At 67.1% G+C, this 21,416-nt stretch carries 24 protein-coding genes; 13 read left to right on the top strand and 11 right to left on the bottom strand.

Annotated features, from left to right (window positions below):
• The first annotated feature begins 62 nt into the window (after positions 1-62).
• Genes DND132_RS13600 through DND132_RS13575 form a run of 6 tightly spaced genes read left to right on the top strand, consistent with a single transcriptional unit; the run spans position 63 to position 4,566 of the window.
• The gene (locus DND132_RS13600) at positions 63-611 is read left to right on the top strand and encodes a biotin transporter BioY (protein WP_014323332.1); all 549 of its coding nucleotides are present in this window, start codon (positions 63-65) and stop codon (positions 609-611) included.
• 13 nt (positions 612-624) lie between these two features.
• Positions 625-1,416: a PTS system mannose/fructose/sorbose family transporter subunit IID gene (locus DND132_RS13595; protein ID WP_014323331.1), complete on the top strand. Its 792-nt coding sequence runs from the start codon at positions 625-627 to the stop codon at positions 1,414-1,416.
• Between the two features lie 48 nt (positions 1,417-1,464).
• The gene (locus DND132_RS13590; RefSeq protein ID WP_014323330.1) at positions 1,465-1,770 is read left to right on the top strand and encodes an HPr family phosphocarrier protein; all 306 of its coding nucleotides are present in this window, start codon (positions 1,465-1,467) and stop codon (positions 1,768-1,770) included.
• Positions 1,771-3,552 carry a phosphoenolpyruvate--protein phosphotransferase gene (gene ptsP / locus DND132_RS13585; protein ID WP_014323329.1) on the top strand — a complete coding sequence of 594 codons (1,782 nt, stop codon included), beginning with the start codon at positions 1,771-1,773 and terminating at the stop codon, positions 3,550-3,552.
• A gap of 4 nt (positions 3,553-3,556) precedes the next feature.
• Positions 3,557-4,033, top strand: a complete 477-nt coding sequence (gene smpB, locus DND132_RS13580; RefSeq protein ID WP_014323328.1) for an SsrA-binding protein SmpB — start codon at positions 3,557-3,559, stop codon at positions 4,031-4,033.
• A 50-nt stretch (positions 4,034-4,083) separates the two neighbouring features.
• Positions 4,084-4,566 (top strand): hypothetical protein, encoded by a 483-nt coding sequence (locus DND132_RS13575; RefSeq protein ID WP_014323327.1) that lies wholly within the window; start codon positions 4,084-4,086, stop codon positions 4,564-4,566.
• A 64-nt stretch (positions 4,567-4,630) separates the two neighbouring features.
• On the opposite strand, the gene DND132_RS13570 is transcribed toward DND132_RS13575, so the two are convergent.
• The 10 genes from DND132_RS13570 to DND132_RS13525 form a co-directional block, all read right to left on the bottom strand.
• Positions 4,631-5,017: a hypothetical protein gene (locus tag DND132_RS13570; protein ID WP_148267002.1), complete on the bottom strand. Its 387-nt coding sequence runs from the start codon at positions 5,015-5,017 to the stop codon at positions 4,631-4,633.
• Positions 5,018-5,239: 222 nt separating this feature from the next.
• Positions 5,240-5,788: a hypothetical protein gene (locus DND132_RS13565; protein WP_014323325.1), complete on the bottom strand. Its 549-nt coding sequence runs from the start codon at positions 5,786-5,788 to the stop codon at positions 5,240-5,242.
• A 45-nt stretch (positions 5,789-5,833) separates the two neighbouring features.
• Positions 5,834-6,475, bottom strand: a complete 642-nt coding sequence (locus tag DND132_RS13560) for a ribonuclease HII (protein WP_014323324.1) — start codon at positions 6,473-6,475, stop codon at positions 5,834-5,836.
• Positions 6,476-6,898: 423 nt separating this feature from the next.
• Positions 6,899-7,249, bottom strand: coding sequence for a 50S ribosomal protein L19 (gene rplS / locus DND132_RS13555; RefSeq protein ID WP_014323323.1), 351 nt, complete (start codon positions 7,247-7,249; stop codon positions 6,899-6,901).
• A gap of 58 nt (positions 7,250-7,307) precedes the next feature.
• The gene (trmD, locus tag DND132_RS13550) at positions 7,308-8,603 is read right to left on the bottom strand and encodes a tRNA (guanosine(37)-N1)-methyltransferase TrmD (RefSeq protein ID WP_014323322.1); all 1,296 of its coding nucleotides are present in this window, start codon (positions 8,601-8,603) and stop codon (positions 7,308-7,310) included.
• On the bottom strand, positions 8,600-9,187 hold the full coding sequence (gene rimM / locus DND132_RS13545) for a ribosome maturation factor RimM (protein WP_014323321.1): 588 nt from the start codon (positions 9,185-9,187) through the stop codon (positions 8,600-8,602). Before rimM ends, trmD begins: the two co-directional genes overlap by 4 nt.
• Before the next feature lie 199 nt (positions 9,188-9,386).
• Positions 9,387-9,620 (bottom strand): KH domain-containing protein, encoded by a 234-nt coding sequence (locus tag DND132_RS13540; protein WP_014323320.1) that lies wholly within the window; start codon positions 9,618-9,620, stop codon positions 9,387-9,389.
• A 111-nt stretch (positions 9,621-9,731) separates the two neighbouring features.
• Positions 9,732-9,971: a 30S ribosomal protein S16 gene (rpsP, locus tag DND132_RS13535; RefSeq protein ID WP_014323319.1), complete on the bottom strand. Its 240-nt coding sequence runs from the start codon at positions 9,969-9,971 to the stop codon at positions 9,732-9,734.
• Between the two features lie 87 nt (positions 9,972-10,058).
• Positions 10,059-11,588: a signal recognition particle protein gene (ffh, locus tag DND132_RS13530; protein ID WP_014323318.1), complete on the bottom strand. Its 1,530-nt coding sequence runs from the start codon at positions 11,586-11,588 to the stop codon at positions 10,059-10,061.
• 125 nt (positions 11,589-11,713) lie between these two features.
• The gene (locus DND132_RS13525; RefSeq protein WP_014323317.1) at positions 11,714-12,421 is read right to left on the bottom strand and encodes an SOS response-associated peptidase; all 708 of its coding nucleotides are present in this window, start codon (positions 12,419-12,421) and stop codon (positions 11,714-11,716) included.
• A gap of 100 nt (positions 12,422-12,521) precedes the next feature.
• Between DND132_RS13525 and DND132_RS13520 the strand changes: the two genes are divergently transcribed.
• The 3 genes from DND132_RS13520 (at position 12,522) to DND132_RS13510 (ending at position 15,965) form a co-directional block, all read left to right on the top strand.
• On the top strand, positions 12,522-13,277 hold the full coding sequence (locus DND132_RS13520) for a potassium channel family protein (RefSeq protein ID WP_014323316.1): 756 nt from the start codon (positions 12,522-12,524) through the stop codon (positions 13,275-13,277).
• A gap of 13 nt (positions 13,278-13,290) precedes the next feature.
• Positions 13,291-14,907 (top strand): cation:proton antiporter family protein, encoded by a 1,617-nt coding sequence (locus tag DND132_RS13515; RefSeq protein WP_014323315.1) that lies wholly within the window; start codon positions 13,291-13,293, stop codon positions 14,905-14,907.
• 86 nt (positions 14,908-14,993) lie between these two features.
• Positions 14,994-15,965, top strand: coding sequence for a 4Fe-4S binding protein (locus DND132_RS13510; RefSeq protein ID WP_014323314.1), 972 nt, complete (start codon positions 14,994-14,996; stop codon positions 15,963-15,965).
• 419 nt (positions 15,966-16,384) lie between these two features.
• On the opposite strand, the gene DND132_RS13505 is transcribed toward DND132_RS13510, so the two are convergent.
• Positions 16,385-17,542, bottom strand: coding sequence for a pyridoxal phosphate-dependent aminotransferase (locus DND132_RS13505; protein WP_014323313.1), 1,158 nt, complete (start codon positions 17,540-17,542; stop codon positions 16,385-16,387).
• A 272-nt stretch (positions 17,543-17,814) separates the two neighbouring features.
• On the opposite strand from DND132_RS13505, the gene DND132_RS13500 reads away from it, so the two are divergent.
• The 4 genes from DND132_RS13500 to DND132_RS13485 all read left to right on the top strand — a co-directional run bounded on the left by DND132_RS13500 (position 17,815) and on the right by DND132_RS13485 (position 21,399).
• Positions 17,815-18,378 (top strand): hypothetical protein, encoded by a 564-nt coding sequence (locus tag DND132_RS13500; protein WP_148267001.1) that lies wholly within the window; start codon positions 17,815-17,817, stop codon positions 18,376-18,378.
• 96 nt (positions 18,379-18,474) lie between these two features.
• Entirely contained in the window at positions 18,475-19,008 is a 534-nt protein-coding gene (locus tag DND132_RS13495; RefSeq protein ID WP_014323311.1) for a hypothetical protein, read from the top strand.
• A 7-nt stretch (positions 19,009-19,015) separates the two neighbouring features.
• Positions 19,016-19,957, top strand: a complete 942-nt coding sequence (locus DND132_RS13490; RefSeq protein WP_014323310.1) for a phosphotransferase enzyme family protein — start codon at positions 19,016-19,018, stop codon at positions 19,955-19,957.
• Positions 19,957-21,399: a protein adenylyltransferase SelO gene (locus tag DND132_RS13485; RefSeq protein ID WP_014323309.1), complete on the top strand. Its 1,443-nt coding sequence runs from the start codon at positions 19,957-19,959 to the stop codon at positions 21,397-21,399. The genes DND132_RS13490 and DND132_RS13485 overlap by 1 nt, the downstream gene beginning before the upstream one ends.
• Positions 21,400-21,416 lie beyond the last annotated feature (17 nt).

Genomic DNA, 21,416 nt, shown 5'->3' with positions numbered 1-21,416 from the left:
GGACAGCCGGGACCGTCTATGCTTTGATGCGCTCCCGTCCATAACCTGATAGGATGCGCCCAATGAAGACCACGCCGCTGACCGATATCCACCGCCTGACCTGGACCGCGCTCATGGCCGCCCTCATCGGGGCCGGGGCCTGGCTCAACCTGCCCATCGGCCCGGTGCCGGTGTCCCTCCAGACCTTTTTCGTGGCCCTGGCCGGGTTCGTGCTCGGCCCGGTGCGCGGCGGCCTGGCCGTGGGACTGTACCTCCTGGCCGGGGTCGCCGGACTGCCCGTGTTCGCGGGCGGCGGGTCCGGGCTCGGCCACCTGTTCGGGCCCACCGGCGGCTTCCTGATCGGCTTCGTCCCCTACGCCTGCATCGCCGGACTGGCCCGCGACGACGACGGGATCTCCTGGGCGCGCGGGTTCGTCTTCGGCATCCTCGGCATGGCCGTGCTCTTCGTCCTGGGCGTGGCCTGGCTCAAGTTCTCCCTCACCCTGACCTGGGCCCGGGCCTGGGCGCTGGGCGCGGCCCCGTTCCTGCTCTGGGGGCTGATCAAGACCTCCCTGGCCGTGATCACCGGCCGCCACCTGGTCCGCGCCCGCCTCCTGCCCGCCCGCACCTAGCACAGGGACGTCCATGGCGGCTCACGGCATCTCCCGACTCCAGGCCGACACCAAGACGGTGGCCTTCCTGCGCAGCTTCCTGCGCTGCTACCTGACCGGCGCGGGCTTCAACACGCGCGGCATGCAGAACATCGGGCTGATGTACGCCATGCTGCCGGGGCTCGGGGCCATCCACAAGGACCCCAAGGACTTCCGCGCGGCCCTCAAGCGGTACGCCCGCCACTACCAGTCGCACCCCTTCTGGACCCCGTGCATGGTCGGCATCCTGCTCAACGTGGAGACGACCATCAGCGCGGGCCACTTCCCGCCGCGCATGCTGGCCAAGGTCCGGGACACCACCAGCTACACCCTGTCGGCCATCGGCGACTCGGTCTTCGCGGGCAGCCTGCTCATCTTCTGGGCCCTGCTGACCATCTGCCTGCTCCTGACCGGCTTCCCGTACCTGGCCTTCGCCCTGGGGCTGGTCATGTTCGTCGGGCTCCAGGTCTTCCGGGCCTACACCTTCATCGGCGGGGTCAAGCAGGGGTTCCGCTTCCTGGAGCGGCTCCGGCACTGGGACCTGATCAACTGGGGGACCAAGGTCAAGTACGCCAACGCGGCCCTGCTCCTGTGGCTGTGGACGCTCATCTGGCCGCGCCCCTATGACTGGTGGGAGTTCGCGGTCGGCCTGGCCGCGCTCCTGCTCTTTGCCCGCTACGTGCGCACCGGCCTGCTCTCCAGGGTGCTGGCCGTGGCCGTGTTCGTGGGCCTGATTGAACTTTTCCCGTGGATCGAGACCGCGGCCAAAAACGCTTTTGGCTTGTGATTTCCCTCCCGATCGGACATAACCACGACGTGAAAAGCAGGTTTTGCTATGACGGATGAAAGCACCAAGACCGACGAGACACCGGGGTACCTATCCAGGAAGGTGGTCGTCTCCTCGGAGAACGGGCTGCACGCCCGGCCCGCGGGTCGGCTGGCCCAGGAGGCCCAGACCTTCGACTCGGAGATATCCCTGGTCGTGGACGGCCAGTCCGTGGACGCCAAGTCCATCCTGGACATCCTGACCCTGGCCGCCGGTCCGGGCAATTTGGTGGAACTGCGCGCCGAGGGCGCTGACGCCGCGGCCGCGCTGGATCGGCTGGAAGCGCTGTTCCTGAACAAATTCGAAGGGGCATAAATGGCTGACTCGACCCTCACGGGCATACCGGTCGCCACCGGCATTGCCATCGGCAAGGCCTTTTTCGTGAACCGGAATCACATGGCGAACCTGCCCCGGCAGATCGTCGCCGCTGAAGACATGCCCGCGGAGATCGAACGCCTCCACGCCGCCTTCAAGGCCGTGGAGGGCGAACTGGCCGCCATCCGCGAACAGGTGCCCGAGGAACTCAAGAGCCACGGCTCCCTCATCGACACCCACATGATGATGCTCAAGGACCCCAAGCTGTCCGGGTCCGCCAAAAAATACATCGAGACCCTGGGCCTGAACGCGGCCTGGGCGCTGGAAAAGGCCGTCTCCGACCAGGAGGCCGCCTTCGAGGCCATCAAGGACCAGTACATCCGCGAGCGCATGCAGGACGTGCGCGTGGTCGCGGAAAAGGTCCAGACCAAGCTCATGGGCGTGAAGACCGACCTGTCCTCCATCTCGGGGCGGGCCATCATCATGGCCCACGACCTGACCCCGGCGGACACGGTCGAACTCCAGGTGGACAAGATCATGGCCTTCGCCACCGTGCGCGGCGGCAAGACCTCGCACACGGGCATCATGGCCCGGTCGCTGGGCATCCCCGCCCTGGTGGGCGTGGGACGTCTGGAGGAGGTCCACGACGGCGACCTGGTGGTCATCGACGGCCTGACCGGCAAGATCGTGGTCAACCCCACCGAGTCCGAGCTGGCCGAATACAACGAACGCGCCGCCCTGTTCGAGGACTACACGCGCAAGATCCGCCGCCACTGCCACCTGCCCGCCGAGACCTTCGACGGCTCGCGGGTCATGGTCCAGGCCAACATCGAGCTGGTCGAGGAGGTCACGGCGGTCCTGGACAACGGCGGCGAGGGCGTGGGGCTGTATCGCACCGAGTACGCCTACCTCAACCGGACCAGCCTGCCCACCGAGGACGAACTGGCCGAGAAGTACATCGACCTGGCCGCGATCATGTCCCCGCGCAAGGTGGTCTTCCGCACCCTCGACCTGGGCAGCGACAAGTTCATCTCCGCCTTCGGCGAGCTCAACGAGACCAATCCGGCCATGGGGCTGCGGGCCATCCGCTTCTGCCTCAAGAACCCCCAGCTGTTCAAGACCCAGCTGCGGGCCATCCTGCGCGCCTCGGCCTACGGCAACGTCTCGCTCATGTTCCCCATGATCTCGGGCGTGAAGGAAGTCCGCCAGGCCAAGGCGTGGCTGGCCCAGGCCAAGGCCGAGCTTCGGCGCGAGGGCGTGGACTACGACCCGGACATGCCGCTCGGGACCATGATCGAGCTGCCCGCGGCGGTGATGATCGCCGAGTTCCTGGCCCAGGAGGTGGACTTCTTCTCCATCGGGACCAACGACCTGATCCAGTACTCCATCGGCGTGGACCGGACCAACCGGCACGTGTCCTACCTGTACCAGCCCCTGCACCCGGCCACCCTGCGGGCCATCAAGTTGGTGGTTGACGCCGCGCACCAGGCGGGCATAGAAGTGTCCCTCTGCGGCGAGGTGGCCTCGGACCCGTTCTGCGTGCCCATCCTGCTCGGCATGGGCATCGACTCCATCTCCATGACCCCCCAGGCCATTCCCGGCATCAAGCGCATCATCCGGCAGACCAACATGCACGACTGCCGCCTGCTGCTCAAGGACGTCCTGGAGTGCCGCACGGTCAGCCGCATCAACAACCTGGTGATGGACAACATCTTCAAGCATTTCCCGGAGGAAGTGACCTTTTTCTCCTCCCTGCTCGAAAACGACGAGCTGCCCAGCTAGCATCATGGCCAAGAAAAAAAACAAGACCCTTTCGCCCGACACCATCGCGGTCAACAAGCAGGCCCGCCGCCTCTACGAGATCCTCGAGACCTTCGAGGCGGGCATCTCCCTGGTGGGCTCCGAGGTCAAGTCCCTGCGCGGGGGCCAGGTCTCGTTCAAGGACGGCTACGTCTCCTTCCGCCAGGGCTCGGCCTTCCTGGTGGGCGTGCACATCGCGCCCTACGAGAAGACCGGAACCTACGACCAGCACGACCCGGAACGCGCCCGGCGGCTGCTCCTGCACAAGCACGAGATCAGCGTGCTCCAGGCCAAGACCGAACAGAAGGGCCTGACCGTGGTGCCCATGAAGATGTACTTCAGCCGGGGCAAGGTGAAGGTCCAGCTCGGCCTGGGACGCGGCAAGAACGTCCACTCCAAGAAGCAGGACCTGAAGGACCGCGACATCGCGCGCGACACCCAGCGGCAGCTGGCGTCCTACTAGCGGACGTCCTCCGGGCGGGGACGGGCGACCCCAATACGCAAGGAGCTGCCATGAGGCGATTGTCCGTGAAGTTGGCCTGTGCGGCCGTTGTCCTCGTCGTGCTCGCGGGCTGCGGCCCGGCGTCGGCGGCCGACGGTGCGCAGGCGATCCGGGCGCAATGGCGGGTCGAGGCGGTGCCGGGCGACGACTGGCCCGCATACTGGCTGGTCAACAAGGACCATTCCGCATTGCGCCAGGAGATGTTCCTGGCCGGCCCCATAGCCGGCGAGCGCCCCTGGATCAGCGACGTGGTCACGGTCGACGGGAAACGGGGGATTTACCTCATCGTCTATTATGCGGGACAGCCCGGCACCAGCGAGCTGGTGGACGTCTTCTACGCCCTGGTCTACGACGCCCGCGACAAGGCCATCCTCGGCCACTATCCCTATAGCCGCAAATCCTGCCGGAACGACTACGGCCCGGAGTGGATCTTCGGGAACAACCGCATACGAATCCGGGACGAGGGCGCGGAAATCGTCGTGATCGACTACTGAGCCTTCCGACCGGACCGGCCCGCACCGTCGATGAACGTCGCCCTTCCGCCGCCGCCCGGCGATCCTACAATTTCTCTATGATCAGCCGATACCGGCCATAGGGGTGGGCGTCCAGCTCGACGGAAAACAGGGTGTCCAGGGCCTCCACCTCCACCAGACGCTGAAACACCGTCGCATCCGGCCCCTTGCGTATGCGGATGCCGTCGCCCGAGATGACCGTTGACGTCTCCCCGTCCAGGTCGGCAACGGTGATGCGGAACCTGTCCCCCTGGAATGCCAGGACCTTGTAATAGGTCATGTGCTCGCCCCCGACGTCGGCGACGATGGTCAGGGGCGCGGCGTTTTGCGTGAAGTCGATGTAGCTGTAATCCCGGCTGACCAGCTCCTGACGGTGGCGCACCTGGGACGGGACGCACCCCGCGACCACGGACAGGAGGCACAACACCAACATCGGCAGGCCCGGGCGGACGGTCCGGGCCGGTTTGTCGGACAGCGTCCGCAAGAAAGCAACGGATATCATGGCAAGCCCTCCGCACGGCGGCTTCACGGTTCACGACTTCGGGTTCATGACAACGGGTTCACGACAACGATTCGCGGCCCGGAGGCAGGCAACGGCAACCGTCACGAGTCCGCCGGGAGCCAGTCCCATACAGGGGGGACGGACGGGAACGGATTATTTTTGTCCGCTCCAGCACCAGCTCGGCGCAAAGACCGTCGCCTCGTCCTTCGGCACCGGCCCGATTGCCGCATAGCCCCCGGCCGCACCGGCCCTTTGCCGCCAGGCCAGACGGACCGGCTTGGGCGGCGAGCAGGACAGGCAATCGTCGGTGAGGTGGTCGAAGATCACCAGGTCGCGCATGGTCGCCCCCGCCCCGTCGAGCACGCAGGGGATCGCCCAGCTTTCCACGGCCGCCGCCTCGCGCCATTCGCCGGAGGGTTCGTGCACCAGGAAATGGAAGGTGCAGGCGTGGTTGCTGCAAAACCCCTTTTGCACGGCCACCATGTCCTCGCTCCGGTCGCCGTTCAGGTCCACCGCCGCGACCAGGGTCTCGGCGGGGAACACCCCGACACCCCGCAGGAACGCATCGCCGAGGACACGGGCGATCACGTCCCGCTGCCCCGGCACGGGAGGCGCGAAGTCGAGCCGGGAGGCCGCGTCGGCGGCAGAAGCCGAACAGGCGAGCACCCACGCCAGGACACAGGACAGCCACAATTTCTTCATCGTTTCAGCCGAAAAAGGGGAGTGTTCACGCCGTCTCCGGAGAGTCTAGAACAGGCTGCCCTGGACCTGCGGCTTTTCCTCGGGCCGGACCTTCCGGAAGGTCAACCGGTGGAGGCGGCAGGGGCCGAGTTCGCGAATGGCCGCCACGTGGGCCTCGGTGCCGTAGCCCATGTGTTTGGCCAGGCCGTAGCCGGGATAGCGGCGGGCCAGCCGAACCATGAGCCGGTCGCGGAAGGTCTTGGCCAGGACCGAGGCGGCGGAGATGGCCGGGACCTTGCCGTCGCCCTGGACCACGCACTCCTGGGGGATGTCGCGTTGCAACGCGTGGCCGGGGATGAGCTTGTCGCCGTCTATGCGCAAGAAGCGCGGCTCGGCCTTCAGGGCCCACACGGCCCGGCTCATGGCCCGGAACGTGGCCTGCAGGATGTTGATCTCGTCGATCTCCCACGGCCAGGCCACGCCCAGCCCCCAGGCCACGGCCTGCTCGCGGATGCGCGGATAGAGCGCCTCGCGCTTCGCGGCGGTCAGCTTCTTGGAGTCGTCCAGCCCCGGCAGGTCGTACTCCGCCGGCAGGATGCACGCCCCGGCCACCACCGGCCCGGCCAGACACCCCCGCCCCGCCTCGTCCACGCCCGCGATCTCGGTCGCCGCAAAACTCCGTCCGCCGAACAACAACACCTGCGCCATCGCTTTTCCTCCGCCCCGTTTGTGCCCCAAACCCCGCCGAAAATCCACCGCCCCAAACCAGAAAAGCCCGGAGTGCCATTCAACACTCCGGGCATATATATCAATGTAACATCTGGAAAATTTTCGGAGAAGTGGGTGGCTGTGCCGACGGGAGGTAAAGCCGGGGGCCGAAGCGTATCGTAATACGCGAGGGTCCGGGTTTGCCGAGCGGCGGTGCAGACGCCCGCTTATCCTCCCTCCAAACCAGAAAAGCCCGGAGTGTCATTCAACACTCCGGGCATATATTTTATCTGATTTCTTGTAATTTTTTGGAGAGGTGGTGAGATGCGGCGACGCGAGGGGATTTCAGGGCCGCCGCGTATCTTAATACGCAAGGGTCTGAAATCGCCGAGCGGCGTCGCAGATCGCCGCCTATCCGAAAAATTATTCCCAGATCTGCTTGGACTTGATGCGGGCGGCCTTACCGCGCAGATTGCGCAGGTAGTAGATGCGGCTGCGGCGAACCTTGCCCTCGGAGACCACTTCCACGCGGTCGATGAAGGGGGAGTTCATGGGGAACACGCGCTCCACGCCGATGCCGTCGGAAATCTTGCGCACGGTGAAGGACGCGCCGGTGGTGCCGCGACGGCGACGCAGGACAGCGCCCTGGAAGACCTGGATGCGCTCCTTCTCGCCCTCGATGATCCGGTAGTGCACCTTGACGGTGTCGCCGGCCTTGAACTCGGGGATATCCAGACGGATGTGTTCGGCTTCGATTTTCTTGATGATGTCCATGGTATTCTCCTTAAAATTGCAGAGTGCTGGACCAACGGCCCGCAGCCGCCATCCGCCTCTAGTACTCATCCGCCACGAGCCGGTCGACGATGATGGCGACCGCGCTTCTGACCGACAGATGGTTGTAGTCATCCAAATACCGGAGCGGCCTGACAATGCCGTCGGTTTTGGAGAGGACTTCCTCCGCCAGACCGTGTCCAGTACCAAATATCAATAATACTGGAGAGTTGGCGAGCCAGCTTCGCACATCGCCGAAGGTCAGGGCGGGCTGGGCTTGTTTGCGGCGATCCAATCTTGCAGACGTGGCCGCGAAGCGGGGACGTTGCCCTGTTTGCGCCTCGATGTCAAGAACCGCGCCCTCGATATCGTCAAAAACCTTGACCTTGGCAAAGGCCTCGGCCCGGTCCGGATTGGCCTGCGCGCCCGCGCCCTCCCGCCAGTGGCCCAGGAGCCGTTCGGCCAGCGCCTTCTGGTCCTCGATGGGCGTGGTGGCGTAGAATCCGCCCAGCCCGTAGCTGCGGGCCACGCGGGCCATGTCGTGCAGGTCCAGGTTGGTCACGGACACGGCCACCTTTTCGCCGAACTTGTTGGTCACGGGGTAGTGACACAAGGCGATGTACAGGTTGCGCCCCAGCCGGGTGCGCGGCAAGCGGCGCAGAAAGTCGATGTCCTCCACGGTCAGGCGGGCCGTGGGCAGGACGTCCGGCCGGTCGCGCAGGGTGGCGGTCAGGGACTGCTCGCGCCGCCAGGCCGTGATCCTGCCGTGGTCTCCGGAGCGCAGGACCTCGGGCACAGTGAGCCCGTCGAACTCCTCGGGCCGGGTATAGTGCGGGTATTCGAGCAGTCCGGCGGAAAAGGACTCCTCGTCGCCGGATTCCTCGTGGCCCATGAAGCCGGGCAGGAGCCGGGCCACGGCCTCCACCAGGCAGACCGCCGCGGCCTCGCCGCCGTTGAGCACGAAATCGCCCACCGAGACCAGCTCGACGGGATAGAGGTCGAGCAACCGCTCGTCGATGCCCTCGTAGCGGCCGCAGATGAGGGTCACGTCGTCCTCCAGGGCCAGCTCCCGGGCCTGGGCCTGGGTGAACGGCTTGCCGCGCGGGGAGAGCATCAGGATGCGCCCCCTGGACGGAATGGAGTCCAGCGCCTTGACCATGGGGTCGAGCTTGAGGAGCATGCCCGGCCCGCCGCCGAAGGGGCGGTCGTCCACGGACTTGTACACCCCGCCCGCGAACTGCCGGACGTCCACGAAGTCCAGGCCCACCAGGCCGGTGTCCACGGCCTTGGACATGAGCCCGCTGCCCAGGGGGGACTCGAAGAAGTGCGGGAAGATGGAGACGAGGTGGAAATTCATGCGGTCGGCTTCTTCGGGCGCGGCGGGCGGCGCTTCTTCGGTTTGGGCGGCTCGGGGTGCAGGTAGAGGTCGAGCAGCCCCTCGGGCGGCTCGACGACGATGGTCTCGGTGTCCAGGTCCACGTCCAGGACGAACTCGGGCACGGCGGGCAGGAGGATCTCGGTGCCCTCGCCGTTCTCGATGACCCAGGTGTCCTGCTCGCCGGTCTCGTAGAACCCGACCAGCTCGCCCACCTCGGTGCCGTCGGTCAGGACCACCCGACAGCCGATCATCTGGTAGAGGTAGTGCTCGCCCTCGTCCGGTTCGGGCAGGTCGGCCTCGCGCACCAGCAGCTCCCGGCCGCGCAGGGCCTCGGCCTGATCGCGGTCGGTCACCTGGGGCGAAGTCATCAGGACCAGCCCCTTGTGCTCGCGCCAGGAGGTCACCTCGATGGGCCGGGGACGCCCCTTGCCGTCGGACAGGAACAGCGGCGTACGGTCGAAAAGGGCCGGGGAGTCCGCATAACTTTTTATGCCGAACTCCCCGCGAATGCCGTGCGCCTTGACCACCCCGCCCACGGGGATGAAACCGGGCTCTTTCTTCATGGGCTTTCCGCTCGTTTGCTCTGGGGGACCGGGCCGTCCAGCCGGACCGCCCGGAGCCGGACATGGCCGCCTGCCGCAAAAGACCGGGGCCGCCGCGCAGGCTTGCCCGCACGCCGGTCCATGGTCGTTCGCGTCCCGCCTCGGGCCGGAAAGGCCCTCGCGCGGACGTGCAGATGTCCAGCCGTTCCCGAAGGAGAAGCTACTCGAGAATCTCCAGCACGGAGCGTTTCCGCGCCTTGGTGGAGGCGGCTCCAAGCAGCGTGCGCATGGCCCTGGCCGTGCGACCCTGCTTGCCGATGACCTTGCCGAGGTCTTCCTTGGCCACCTTCAGCTCGATAACCGAGGTCTGCTCGCCTTCGACTTCGGAAACTTGCACTTCGTCCGGGTTGTCCACCAGGGACTTGGCAATGTACTCAATCATCTCTTTCAACATGACGTCACCTCCGGTGCCGACGCGTCGCCGCGCGCCGTGAATATGAGCTGCCAAACGTGGTCCGGACCCGCAGGTCGGGCCGGCGGGCCCGCCTGTCAAAAAAAGCGCGCGCTACTTGCCGGCTTTCTTGAGCAGAGAACGAACCGTGTTGCTGGGCTCCGCGCCCTTTTCCAGCCACTTCTCGATCTTCTCCATGTCCAGCGAGATCTCGTTCGGCTGGACCATGGGATTGTAGTGCCCGAGGAATTCGACGGGGCGTCCATCGCGGCGGACGGCGCTGTCGAGAGCCACCACGCGGTAGAAGGGACGCTTCTTGGAACCCATACGGGACAGTCTGATTTTCATTGCCATGGTTCTTATACTCCCAATAGTTGATTAATACGTTTTTGCCTACTTTATGGCAAGTTATATCGCTTGAAGGACCTGTGTCCCGGTCACTTACTTTTTGCGCTTCTTCTTATTCTTCTTTTTGTTCAGCTTTTTCTTCTGACGCTCTTTCAGCGTCTTCTTGGAGACGGTCCGCCTGGACTCCTCCTCCGCGCCGGGCATCCCCGGCATGCCGGGCATTCCGGGCATGCCGCCCAGCGCGCCCATGTCGGGCATGCCGCCGCCCAGGCCGGGCAGCTTGGGCAGTCCGCCGAACAATCCCTTTTTCTTCTTGCCGTCGCCGCCGCCCATCATGGACTGCATGACCTTGCTCATCTGCTTGAAATTCTTGATGAGCGCATTGACGTCGGCGATCTTCACGCCCGAGCCCCTGGCGATGCGGTCCTTGCGGCTCGCGTTCTTGAGCAGTTCGGGCTGGCGGCGCTCCTTCAGGGTCATGGAGGAGATGATCGCCTCGGTGCGCTTCATCTCGTCCTCGGGCAGGGCGTTGTCGCCCAGCTGCTTCATGATGTTGCCCATGCCGGGGATCATCTTGAGCAGCCCCTCCATGGAGCCGAGCTTCTTGAGCTTGCGCATGTGGCCCAGGAAGTCCTCGAAATCGAACTCGGCCTTGGCCATCTTCTCGGCCAGGGCCTTGGCCTCCTCCTCGTCGATCTCGCTCTGGGCCTTCTCGATGAGGGTCATCATGTCGCCCATGCCGAGGATGCGCGAGGCGATGCGGTCGGGGTGGAAGAGCTCCAGCTCGGAGAGCTTCTCGCCCACGCCCACGAACTTGACCGAGCGGCCGGTCACGGTCTTGATGGACAGGGCCGCGCCGCCTCGGGCGTCGCCGTCCATCTTGGTCAGGACCACGCCGGTGATGCCGAGCTTGTCGTTGAACGACTCGGCCACGGTGACCGCGTCCTGGCCGGTCATGGCGTCGGCCACGAACAGAATTTCCTGGGGCTGGCACTCGCGCTTGATGTTCGCCAGCTCGTCCATCAGCTTCTCGTCGATGTGCAGCCGGCCCGCGGTGTCGAAGAGGATCAGGTCGCAGCCCAGCTCCTCCGCCTTGACCAGGGCGTCCTTGCAGATGTCCACCGGGTTCATGTCCGTGGTGGACGGGTAGACCGGCACGTCAAGCTGCCGGGCCAGGGTGTTCAACTGGTCGATGGCCGCCGGGCGGTACACGTCGGCGGGCACCAGGTACGGCTTCTTGCCGTGCTGCTTGCGCAGGAAAAGCGCGATCTTGCCCGAGGAGGTGGTCTTGCCCGAGCCCTGGAGGCCGACCATCATCAGCTTCAGCGGCCTGGCCTTGAGGTCCAGGTCCTGCTGCTCGCCGCCGAGCAGCTCGATGAGCTCCTCGTTGACGATCTTGATGAAGTGCTGGCCGGGTTCGAGACCCTTGAGGACCTCGTCCCCCAGGGCGCGTTCCTTGACCTGATCGACGAACCGCTTGACCACCTTGAAGTTGACGTCGGCCTCGAGGAGCGCCAGACGCACCTCCCTCAGACCCTCCTTGATATTGTTCTCGTCAAGGGTCTTTTTGCCGCCCAACCTGGAGAAGGTGGCGCCGAGTCTTTCTTGCAGGCTCTCAAACAACGGATCAACTCCCCGGAATTACTAAATTTCTTCTTTTTGCCTGCGCGAAGACCACCGTCCAGCGCGGGCAAAGAGGACGTTTGTTAAGCCAGATTCCCCGGATAGTCAAGGGCGGCGGGGGATGCTCACAGGAGCCGCCCCTGCTCCGGAGGCGCGGGAGGTCCCTTGTCCGGGCCGGGGTCGGGCACGGCTTCGAGCAGTTCCGGACCGTCCGTGACCGGGCTGTTGACCCTCGGCGACACGGGCCAGACGCGCATGGCCCCGGCCGGGTACGGGACCAGCAGCCGGGCCAGGTCCCCGCGTTCGGCCGCCGGGTCGAGCCAGGCGGACCAGGCGGCGGGCGGCAGGATGACCGGCATGCGCTCGTGGATGTCCGCCATGACCGCGTTGGGCGGGCAGGTCAGCACGGACAGGCTGTCCAGGACCTGGCCGCTCCGCGGGTCGGTCCAGCTGGCCCCGATCCCGGCCATGGCGAAGCAGTCCGCGTCGCGCAGCCCGAAGGCGAAGGGCGTGCGCACGCGCCCCTCGCGCCGCCACTCGTAGAAGGCCTGGGCCGGGACCAGGAGCCGCCGGGCCCGCGCCCCCTCCCGGAAGGACGGCTTGTCGAACACGGTCTCGCTGCGGGCGTTGATCAGCCGCGCCCCGATCTGCGGCGAGTCGGCCCAGGCCGGGACCAGCCCCCAGCGGCGGCGCGCGAACCCCTGCCCGTCCAGGCAGAGCACGTCGCTGCCCGGCGCCGCGTTGTAGCAGGGCGCGTAGTCGTCCGGCATGGGGAGGCCGAAGACCTCTTCCAGCCGCTTCTTGGGGATGCCCAGGGCGAATCGTCCGCACATGGGGCCAAGCATACCCGGTTGCGCGCCCTTTCGCCACCCCGTGAACGGGTCGGGGCACACGTTGCGCGGGGGGCGAAAATGTGCCAATAATCCAAGGCAGATGTCATACCACCGGGAACAGCTCTTCGTCGGCGTCTGGCTGACCCACTTCGTGCCCTGCTTCTTTGCCGGGGCCGTGCTCCTGCTCACGGCCGGGCGGCTGCCCCTGCCCCTTGTTCCGGACGGCGCGGCCGCCGCCCCGATCCGGACCGTGCTCAACGGCACCGCCATGGCCCTGATCACCCTGCTCTACCATCGCTGGCGCAACCGGCGCATCCGGCGCTACTGGCCGGAGACCGAGGCCGTCTATGCAGGGCCCCGACTGCGCCGCGCCGCACTGGTCGGATTCCTGGCCGGCGCGGCGGACATCCTGCTGACCCTGAACGAATGGGGCGTTCTCTTCCTGGCGGTCCTGGTCCTGGCCGTCCTGGGCTGGAACCTGCGCGCCTTCGCCCTGCGCGCCCTGCTCCTCATGCGGCCCAACGGCGAGATCACCTGGGCCGACGTGAACGAACTGCTGCGCATCTACCTCGCCACCCTGATCGGCTTCACCCTGGTCAACGCGGCCGTGGACGGACTCCACGTCCTGGGCGGAAGCATGCCCCCGTTCGGATTCATGTCCGAAGGCGGCGAACTCTTCCTCAACGCCCTCTACTATACGGTGGTGACCATGACCACGCTCGGTTTCGGGGACATCGTGCCCCGCACCTGGGACGGCAAGATCCTGCTCATCATCCAGAGCCTGCTCAGCTATTTCATGTTCGCCTTCATGATCGGTATCATCACCCGCGGCGTGACCCAGGGCCGCCGACCGTAACCGGAGACCAGCCATGCCCCTCGATCCCCTCGTCATCCTCCTCGCCTTCGGCTGCGGCTACGTGGTCAGCCGGGCGGGGCTGCCCCCGCTGACGGGCTACCTTCTGGCCGGGTTCGTCCTGTCCACCCAGGGATACGTTTCCGGTCCGGCCATCCAGGCCGTGGCCGACATCGGCGTGACCGTCCTGCTCTTCACCATCGGGCTCAAGCTCCGCGTGAAGAGCCTGCTCCGACCCGAGGTCTGGGCCGGGGCGTCCGTGCACATGCTCCTGACCGTGGCCCTGTTCTCGGCCGGACTCATGGGGCTGTCCGCCGCCGGGTTCGCCTTCTTCTCCGGCCTCGGCTGGCCCACGGCCCTGCTCATCGCCTTCGCCCTGAGCTTTTCGTCCACGGTCTTCGCGGTGAAGATCCTGGACGAGAGCGGACGGGCGGGCTCCCTGAACGGACGGACGGCCATCGGCGTGCTCATCATCCAGGACATCTTCGCGGTCCTGTTCCTGGCCTTTTCCACGGGCAAGCTTCCCACGGCCTGGGCCCTGGCGGTGCTGGCCGGGCTGCCGCCCGCCCGCTGGGTGTTCATGCGCATGCTCGACCGCATCGGCCACGGCGAACTCCAGGTCCTGTTCGGTTTCTTCCTGGCCTTCGTGGCCGGGGCCTGGGCCTTTGACGTGGTCGGCCTCAAGGCCGACCTGGGCGCGCTGGTAATGGGCATGCTCCTGGCCCCCCACCCCAGGGCCAAGGACCTGGCCGGAGCCCTGTACTCCATCAAGGACTTCCTGCTGGTCGGCTTCTTCCTGGAAATCGGCCTGGCCGGGCTGCCGGACCTGGCGACCCTGAACGCCGCCCTGATCCTGATCCTCGCCCTGCCCATCAAGGTCATCCTCTTCTTCCTGATCTTCACCCGATTCCGCCTCCGGGCCCGGACCAGTCTGGTCACCGCCTTCAACCTGGCCGACTACAGCGAATTCGGCCTTATCGTCGGCGGCCTGGCCGCGGCCAACGGCTGGCTGTCCCGCGACTGGCTGCTGGCCCTGGCCATCGCCCTGTCCCTCTCCTTTGTCCTGGCCTCGCCCCTGAACCGCCGGGCCGACCGGCTGTTCGAGGCATGGCGGAAATTCCTGCAACGGTTCGAGACCCGGGAGCTCCACCCGGACGAGGAACCGTACCAGGCGGGCAACTGGCAGGTGGCCGTGATCGGCATGGGCCGGGTGGGTACCGGAGCCTACGACTACTTCACCGACAAATTCGGCCCCGTGGTCCTGGGCCTCGACCTCTCCCCGGAAACCGTGGACAACCATCTGGCGGAAGGCCGCCAGGTCCTGCTGGCGGACGTCACGGACCCGGACTTCTGGCGCAAGCTCCCCCGGACCCGCTCCCCGTTCAAGCTGATGGTCCTGGCCGCCCCCGCCCTGGAGACCCAGCTCCACGTCCTGGACAGGCTCAAGCAACGCGGGTTCGCAGGGACCGTCGCGGCCATGGCCCAGTATGACGACGAGGTGGACATCCTGCGCGAGGCGGGCGTGGACACCGCCTTCAACATCTTTGCCGAGGCCGGTGCCGGCCTGGGCTCCCACATCTGCCGCGAAACCGAGGATCTGGGCATCGAATCGCAGCTGCCCGACGAGGGCTGAGCGCAGGCCGTGTGCAGCCCCGTGCACCCGGTTGCCAGGGGCGCGCGATGGGTATAGGGGACCCGCCAGACAGGACAGGTTCCCCCATGAAGATCACTCCCGACCGTTTCCGGCTGGCCGTCCAGGCCGCCTTCACCCTCCTCTCCCTGTACGCGGGCTACCGCTTCCTCCTCTTCCTCGACTGGGTCGCGGGCCGCTCGGACGTCTTCACGCCCAAGCCCGGCGCGGTGGAGGGGTTCCTGCCCATCTCCGCCCTGCTCGGCTTCCGCAGGCTCGTGTCCTCGGGCTTCTGGGACCGCGCCCACCCGGCCGGGCTGGCCGTGTTCCTGGCCGCCCTGGTCATGGCCTTCCTGTTCCGCAAGGGGTTCTGCGGCTACATCTGCCCGGTGGGCTTCCTGTCCGGGCTCCTGGAACGGGCCGGACGCAGGCTCGGCCTGGCCAAAGTCCCGCCGCGCAAACTCGACCTGGCCCTGCACGCCTTCAAGTACCTGGCCATGGCCGCCTTCCTGTTCGCGGTCTTCGCCATGGACCCGCGCTCCCTGGAATCCTTCCTGCGCAGCCCGTTCAACCTGACCTCGGACGCGCGCATGCTCGACTTCTTCCTGCACCCGTCCGGCCTGGCCCTGAGCGTGCTCGCGGCCCTGGTCCTGCTCAGCCTGCTGGTGCGCAACTTCTGGTGCCGGTACCTCTGCCCCTACGGCGCGCTCCTCGGCCTGCTGGCCTGGTTCGGGCCGGTGCGCGTCACCCGCGACAAGGACGCCTGCGTGCACTGCGGCAAGTGTTCGGCAAGTTGCCCCTCGGGCATCGCGGTGGAAAAAAAGGACCGGGTCCTGACTCCGGAGTGCATCGGCTGCGGCCAGTGCATCGGGGCCTGTCCGGTCAAGGGATGCCTCGGATTCTCCGCCCTCGGACACCGCATCCCCTGGCAGACCGTGGCCGTGGGGGCCGTGCTCGTGCTCGTCATAGCCCGCCTCTGGGCCGGATACGCCGGGGCCTGGGACAACCCCCTCCCCCCCGACATGCTCAAACGCATCTACCAGGCCGGAGCCGGGCTGTAGGGGGGAAGAGAATGCCTCCGGCGGCCAGAGGGGGAAACTTTCGAGAAAGTTTCCCCCTCTGGACTCCCCCTTCCAAGCTTTTTGTGTGCCTTCGGCATGTCCGTGCGAACGCGGGAAGGTGCGTCTTTTTTCTTAAAGAGAACGCACACCATCAGGCTTTCGAGAGTGGTGCAGCCGTGCATTTTCTCGGGCGCAGCTCAACCGGAGGCGTAGCCGTCTACGGTGACGGATTGAGCGAAGCCCGAAATATGTGCGGATGCGCCGCTATCGGAAGCCGCGCACCGAGAACACCCCGCGAAGCGGCGATAAAAAGTTTAGGAAGGGAGAGGGGATGGGGGGTCCAGGGGAAGGGGAGAGGGAAACCCTTTTCTCAAAGGGTTTCCCTCTCCCCTTCCCCCGGCCGCCGGAGGCATCCCCCTCTATCCCAGCCGCCGCAGGCGCTGCATGGCGTCTTCGAGGACGTCCATTTCCTTGGCGAAGCAGAAGCGCGCCAGGGTTTCGCCCACCGGGCCGGAGTAGAAGGCCGAGCCCGGCACGCAGGCCACGCCGGTTTTTTCCAGCAGGTACAGGGCGCGTTCCTTGGCGGTTGCGCCGGGTAGCCGGGTCACGTCGGCCAGGGTGTAGTAGGCCCCGGCCGGGACGTGCGGGGTCAGGCCGATGGCCCGCAGGGTGTCGCAGAAACGGTCCCGCTTCATCTGATGCTCGTCGGACACGCCCCGGTAGTAGTCCGGCCCGAGTTCCTCCAGCCCCGTGGCCGCGCCGATCTGGAGCGGCGCGGGTGCGCAGACGTAGACCAGATCGCTGAAGTGGCCGATGGCCAGAGCCCACTCGGGGTCGCACAGGGCGTAGCCCAGCCGCCAGCCGGTGATGGCGAAGACCTTGGACAGTCCCGAGATGGTGATGGTCCGGCGGGCCATGCCCGGCAGGGTGGCCGGGGCGATGTGCTCACGGCCGTCGAAGACGAAGTGCTCGTAGATTTCGTCGGTGAAGACGAACAGGTCGTGGGCCTCGGCGAAGTCGGCGATGACGGAGAGCTCCTCGCGGTCGAAGACCTTGCCCGCCGGGTTGGACGGGGTGTTCAGGACGATGGCCCGCGTTTTCGCGGTCACGGCCCGCTCCAGGTCCTGCGCCGCGAAACCCCATTCCGGCGGTTCCAGGGTGACGTAGACCGGCTTGATGCCGAGCGAGACCATGGTCACGATGTGGTAGCCGTAGTAGGGCTCGAAGACCAGAACCTCGTCGCCCTCGTCGAGCAGGGCCAGGCAGGCGGCATAGAACGCGCCCGTGGCCCCGCAGGTGGCGACCACCTGGCCGTCCGGGTCCAGGTCCATGCCGGTGAAGCGGCGCTGCTTGGCCGCGATGGCCGCGCGCAGCCGGGGCAGGCCGTCGAAGCGGGTATAGATGTTGGTGCCCGCGCGCATGGCCTCCTCGGCCCCCCGGATGACCGGCTCGGGCACGGGCAGGTCGCACACGCCCTGGGCCAGGTTCACGCCCGACACGCGGGCGCATTCCAGGGTCATGTTGCGGATTTCGGACTGGGCCACCAGCGGCCTGCGTTTGCTCACGTTCAGCGACATGGGGATACTCTCCGGTTGAAACGGTGGGATGGCGACAGGCTCGAACCATAGCCGACTTCCCGGCGGAATAAAACCCCGGACGCGTTCCGGCCCGGCCCGTCGCCCCGAGGGTTTGACGCTTTTCTTGCCATTGTCTATAGGTAATGGGCTCTGTGCTGCCGACAAAGGAGAGACCGGTGCAACGTCCGGCGTACCCGACCCTTCCTGCGGCCCTTTTCGCGTGTCCCGTTGCGGACGCGCTCCCCGACAATGCCCACCGCCCGGCCCGGCCCTTGGCCGGAAACGCCGCCTCCGGCCTCGACCGGCTGCTCGGCCTGCTGCTCGGCCTGCTCCTCCTGCTCCTGGCGGCCCTGCCGCTGTGGGGTTGCGGCCCGGACAGGCAAGCCCCGCTCACGGCCGGGGAGGCCGACAGGTTCGTCCACGACAACCGGCTGGTCCAGGAACGGGGCCGGGAGGTCCGCGATTCCCTGGGCATCATGGACCTCAGGGAGAAGGAACGGCTCGTCGGCCGGGCCAAGAGGGAGAAGAGCGTCGAGCTGGGCTGGGACCCGGCCCGCTACGACCACGTCTTCCAGCTCTTCCTCGACGCCCTGCGCATGCGCGGCTACCGGGAGTCCCTGGCGCGCCTCGAACGGGAGATGGGCCAATCCCCCTCGCCCTCGAAGCTCGAACAACTCCGGAACACCCATGCCTACATGGAGAAGAACATGCGCGAACTGGACCGGCACAGGGCGGAAACCTCCACCGCCGCCGAGCGGACCTTCGTCCATGAGCGCCTGGCCTCCCTGTCCGAGCCCTTTGACGAGAGCGCCCCGGTCTTCCATTGGGTCGAGTGACCGCGCCGGGCCGAGCCGACGGCGGGCCCGGGTTGACGAAAAAGGCGCATCCCCCTATAGCCTGTAATACGAAACCTTTTTTTCAAGGAGCATCCCATGAGAGCCCTGACCTCCGCCTTGCTGTCCCTGCTGGTCCTGTGTTGCCTTGCCGCCTGCGGCAACGACGTGGCCGACGATCCCAAGCTGTCCGAGGAAGGCAAGGAGGTCGTCCAGGCCGTGGGCGGTCCCTTTGACGCGGCCGAATTCAAGAAATTCCTCAAGGTCCTGCCGGAGATTCCCGGCCTGACCGCGCAGAACGCCGGCGACGGCTCGGGCGTGGGCATGAGCGCGGCGGTCAAGAGCGCCATCGCCTCCCACGGCTGGGACGAGAACCGCTTCCTGTACATCTACGGCCACGCCATGGTCATGGCCAACTACGAGCAGATGCAGGGCATGACCGCGCAGTTGCAGGACCAGTTCAAGGACCTGCCCGAGGACCAGCGCAAGGCCATGGAGCAGATGATGTCCCAGCAGGTCGGCGGCCAGGTGGACGCCTTCAAGGCCGAGGTGGACAAGCAGGTCCCGGCCTCGGAACAGGCCGTCATCCGCGACAACATGGACGCGCTCATGACCGCCGTGGGCATGCGCTAGGCCCGGCATGACCAACCTGCTCTCCCTCTGGGGACTGCCTCCGGGCCGCCAGCGCACGGATATCGTCCTGCCCGGCAGCCCGGAGCGCTGCCTGTCGCGCCGCGCCCTGGAGGACGGCCGGGGCCGGATCTGGATGCTCGAGACCCTGCGGCCGGGCCAGTTCGAACGGCGTGAGCGCATCGGCCGCGCCCTGGACGGGCTGTCCCGCGCCGGGCTGCCCGTGCCAGCCTACCTGGCCGGACCGGACGGCCGGTTCGTGGTCGAGCACGACGGCCGGTATCTACAGCTCTCCCCTTACGTGCCCGGCGACCCCCTGCCCCAGCCCGAATTCATCGAGGACGGCGCGCGCGGCGAAAGCCTGGGCGCGTTCCTGTGCCGGTTGCGCGAGGTTTCGGGCACGGTCCGCGAGTTCGACGACGAGCCGCCCTTTGTCCTGGAGGCGTACGTCAACGAGCTCCTGACCCTCATGGCCGAACGCCGCCCGGACCTGCACAGGGACCTGATCCCGGTATTGCCCGCCCTGGCCCCGCTCTTCGAGGCCTGGCCCGGCCTGACCACCGCGTTGTGCCACGGCGATTTTCACCCCCTGAACGTCATCTGGCACGGCCGGGCCGCCGTGGCCGTCATCGACTGGGAGTTCGCGGGCATCCGGCCCTGCCTGTTCGACGCGGCCAACTGCCTGGGCTGCGTGGGCATCGAAGACCCCCACGCCCTGGTGCGCGGCCTGGCCCCGGCCCTGCTGCACACCCTGCGCCGGGGGCTGTGCCTGGACCGGGACGCCTTCGCCCTGCTGCCCGAACTGCTCCTCGGCCTGCGCTTCGCCTGGATGTCCGAATGGCTGCGCCGCAAGGACGAGGAGATGATCGGAATCGAGGTTCACTACATGCGCCTGCTGGCCAACTCCCTGGACACCCTGCTCCCGGCCTGGCAAAAACTGCTCGGAGAATGATGCGCTTCCTCAATACCTACGCCCACCTGCCCGCCCCCTTTTTCCAGCGCATCGACCCCGAGCCGGTGGCCGCGCCCACGCTCATCCGCCTGAACCGTCCCCTGGCCGAACGGATGGAACTCGACCTGCCCGGCGACGAGGCTGACCTGGCCGCCGTGTTCACCGGCAACCGCATCCTGCCGGGGGCCGAGCCCGTCGCCCAGGCCTACGCGGGCCACCAGTTCGGCCAGTTCGTGCCCCAGCTCGGCGACGGTCGGGCGCACCTCCTGGGCGAGGTGGTCAACGCGGCGGGCGAGCGGTTCGACATCCAGTTCAAGGGGTCGGGCCGAACCCGGTTCTCGCGCGGCGGCGACGGCCGCGCCCCGCTCGGCCCGGTCATCCGCGAGTACGTGGTCAGCGAGGCCATGCACGCCCTGGGCGTGCCCACCACCCGCGCCCTGGCCATGGCCGCCACGGGCCAGCCCGTGTTCCGCGAGGACGAACTGCCCGGCGCGGTCATCACCCGCGTGGCCTCGGGATTCGTGCGCGTGGGCACCTTCGAATACTTCGCGGCCCGGCGCATGGAGCCCGAGTTGCGCCTGCTGGCCGACCACGTCATCGAACGCAACCACCCCGAGGCGCGCCAGGCGGCCAACCCGTACCAAGCCCTCTTCGAGTCCGTGTGTGCGGCCCAGGCCGAACTCATGGCCCGGTGGCTCTGCCTCGGCTTCGTGCACGGGGTCATGAACACGGACAACACCGCCGTGAGCGGCGAGACCATCGACTACGGCCCGTGCGCCTTCCTGGACCGCTACGACCCCGACGCGGTGTTCAGCTCCATCGACCAGTTCGGGCGCTACGCCTTCAACCGGCAGCCGAACATCATAACCTGGAACCTGGCCTGCCTGGGCGGCTGCCTCCTGCCCCTGCTCGATCCGGACGAGACCCGCGCCCGCGAAATCGGCGAAACGGTCCTCGACGGCTTCATCCCGGCCTTCACCGGCCACTACCGCCGCGAGCTGTGCCGCAAGATCGGTCTGCCAGGCGACGACGAGTCCTTCGGGCTGGCCCGGCGGCTCCTCGAACTCATGCGCACCGGCCGGACCGACTTCACCAACACCTTCCGGTCGCTTGCCGATGCCCAGGCCGCCCCGGCCACGTTCACCGCCCCGTTCGCCACGCCCGACATCGCCGCCTGGCTCAACGACTGGCTCAGGCGCCTGACCGACACCGGCTCCGCCGACACCGCCCGCGCCGTCATGCGCGCCGCCAACCCGGCCTTCATCCCGCGCAACCACCGCATCGAGCAGGCCATCCGGGCGGCCGTGACCGGCGACTTCGCCCCCACCCACCGGCTCATCGACGTCCTGGCCCGCCCCTTCGACGATCAGCCCGAAAACAACGCATACGCCACCCCGCCCCGCCCCGAGGAGCGCGTCACCCAAACCTTCTGCGGCACCTGATGCCTCCGGCGGCCCAT

This window comes from Pseudodesulfovibrio mercurii (assembly GCF_000189295.2).
In the GTDB taxonomy this organism is placed as follows: Bacteria; Desulfobacterota; Desulfovibrionia; order Desulfovibrionales; family Desulfovibrionaceae; genus Pseudodesulfovibrio; species Pseudodesulfovibrio mercurii.
The sequence above is the reverse complement of the archived record's forward strand: the minus strand, read 5'-3'. Positions and strand labels throughout refer to the sequence as shown.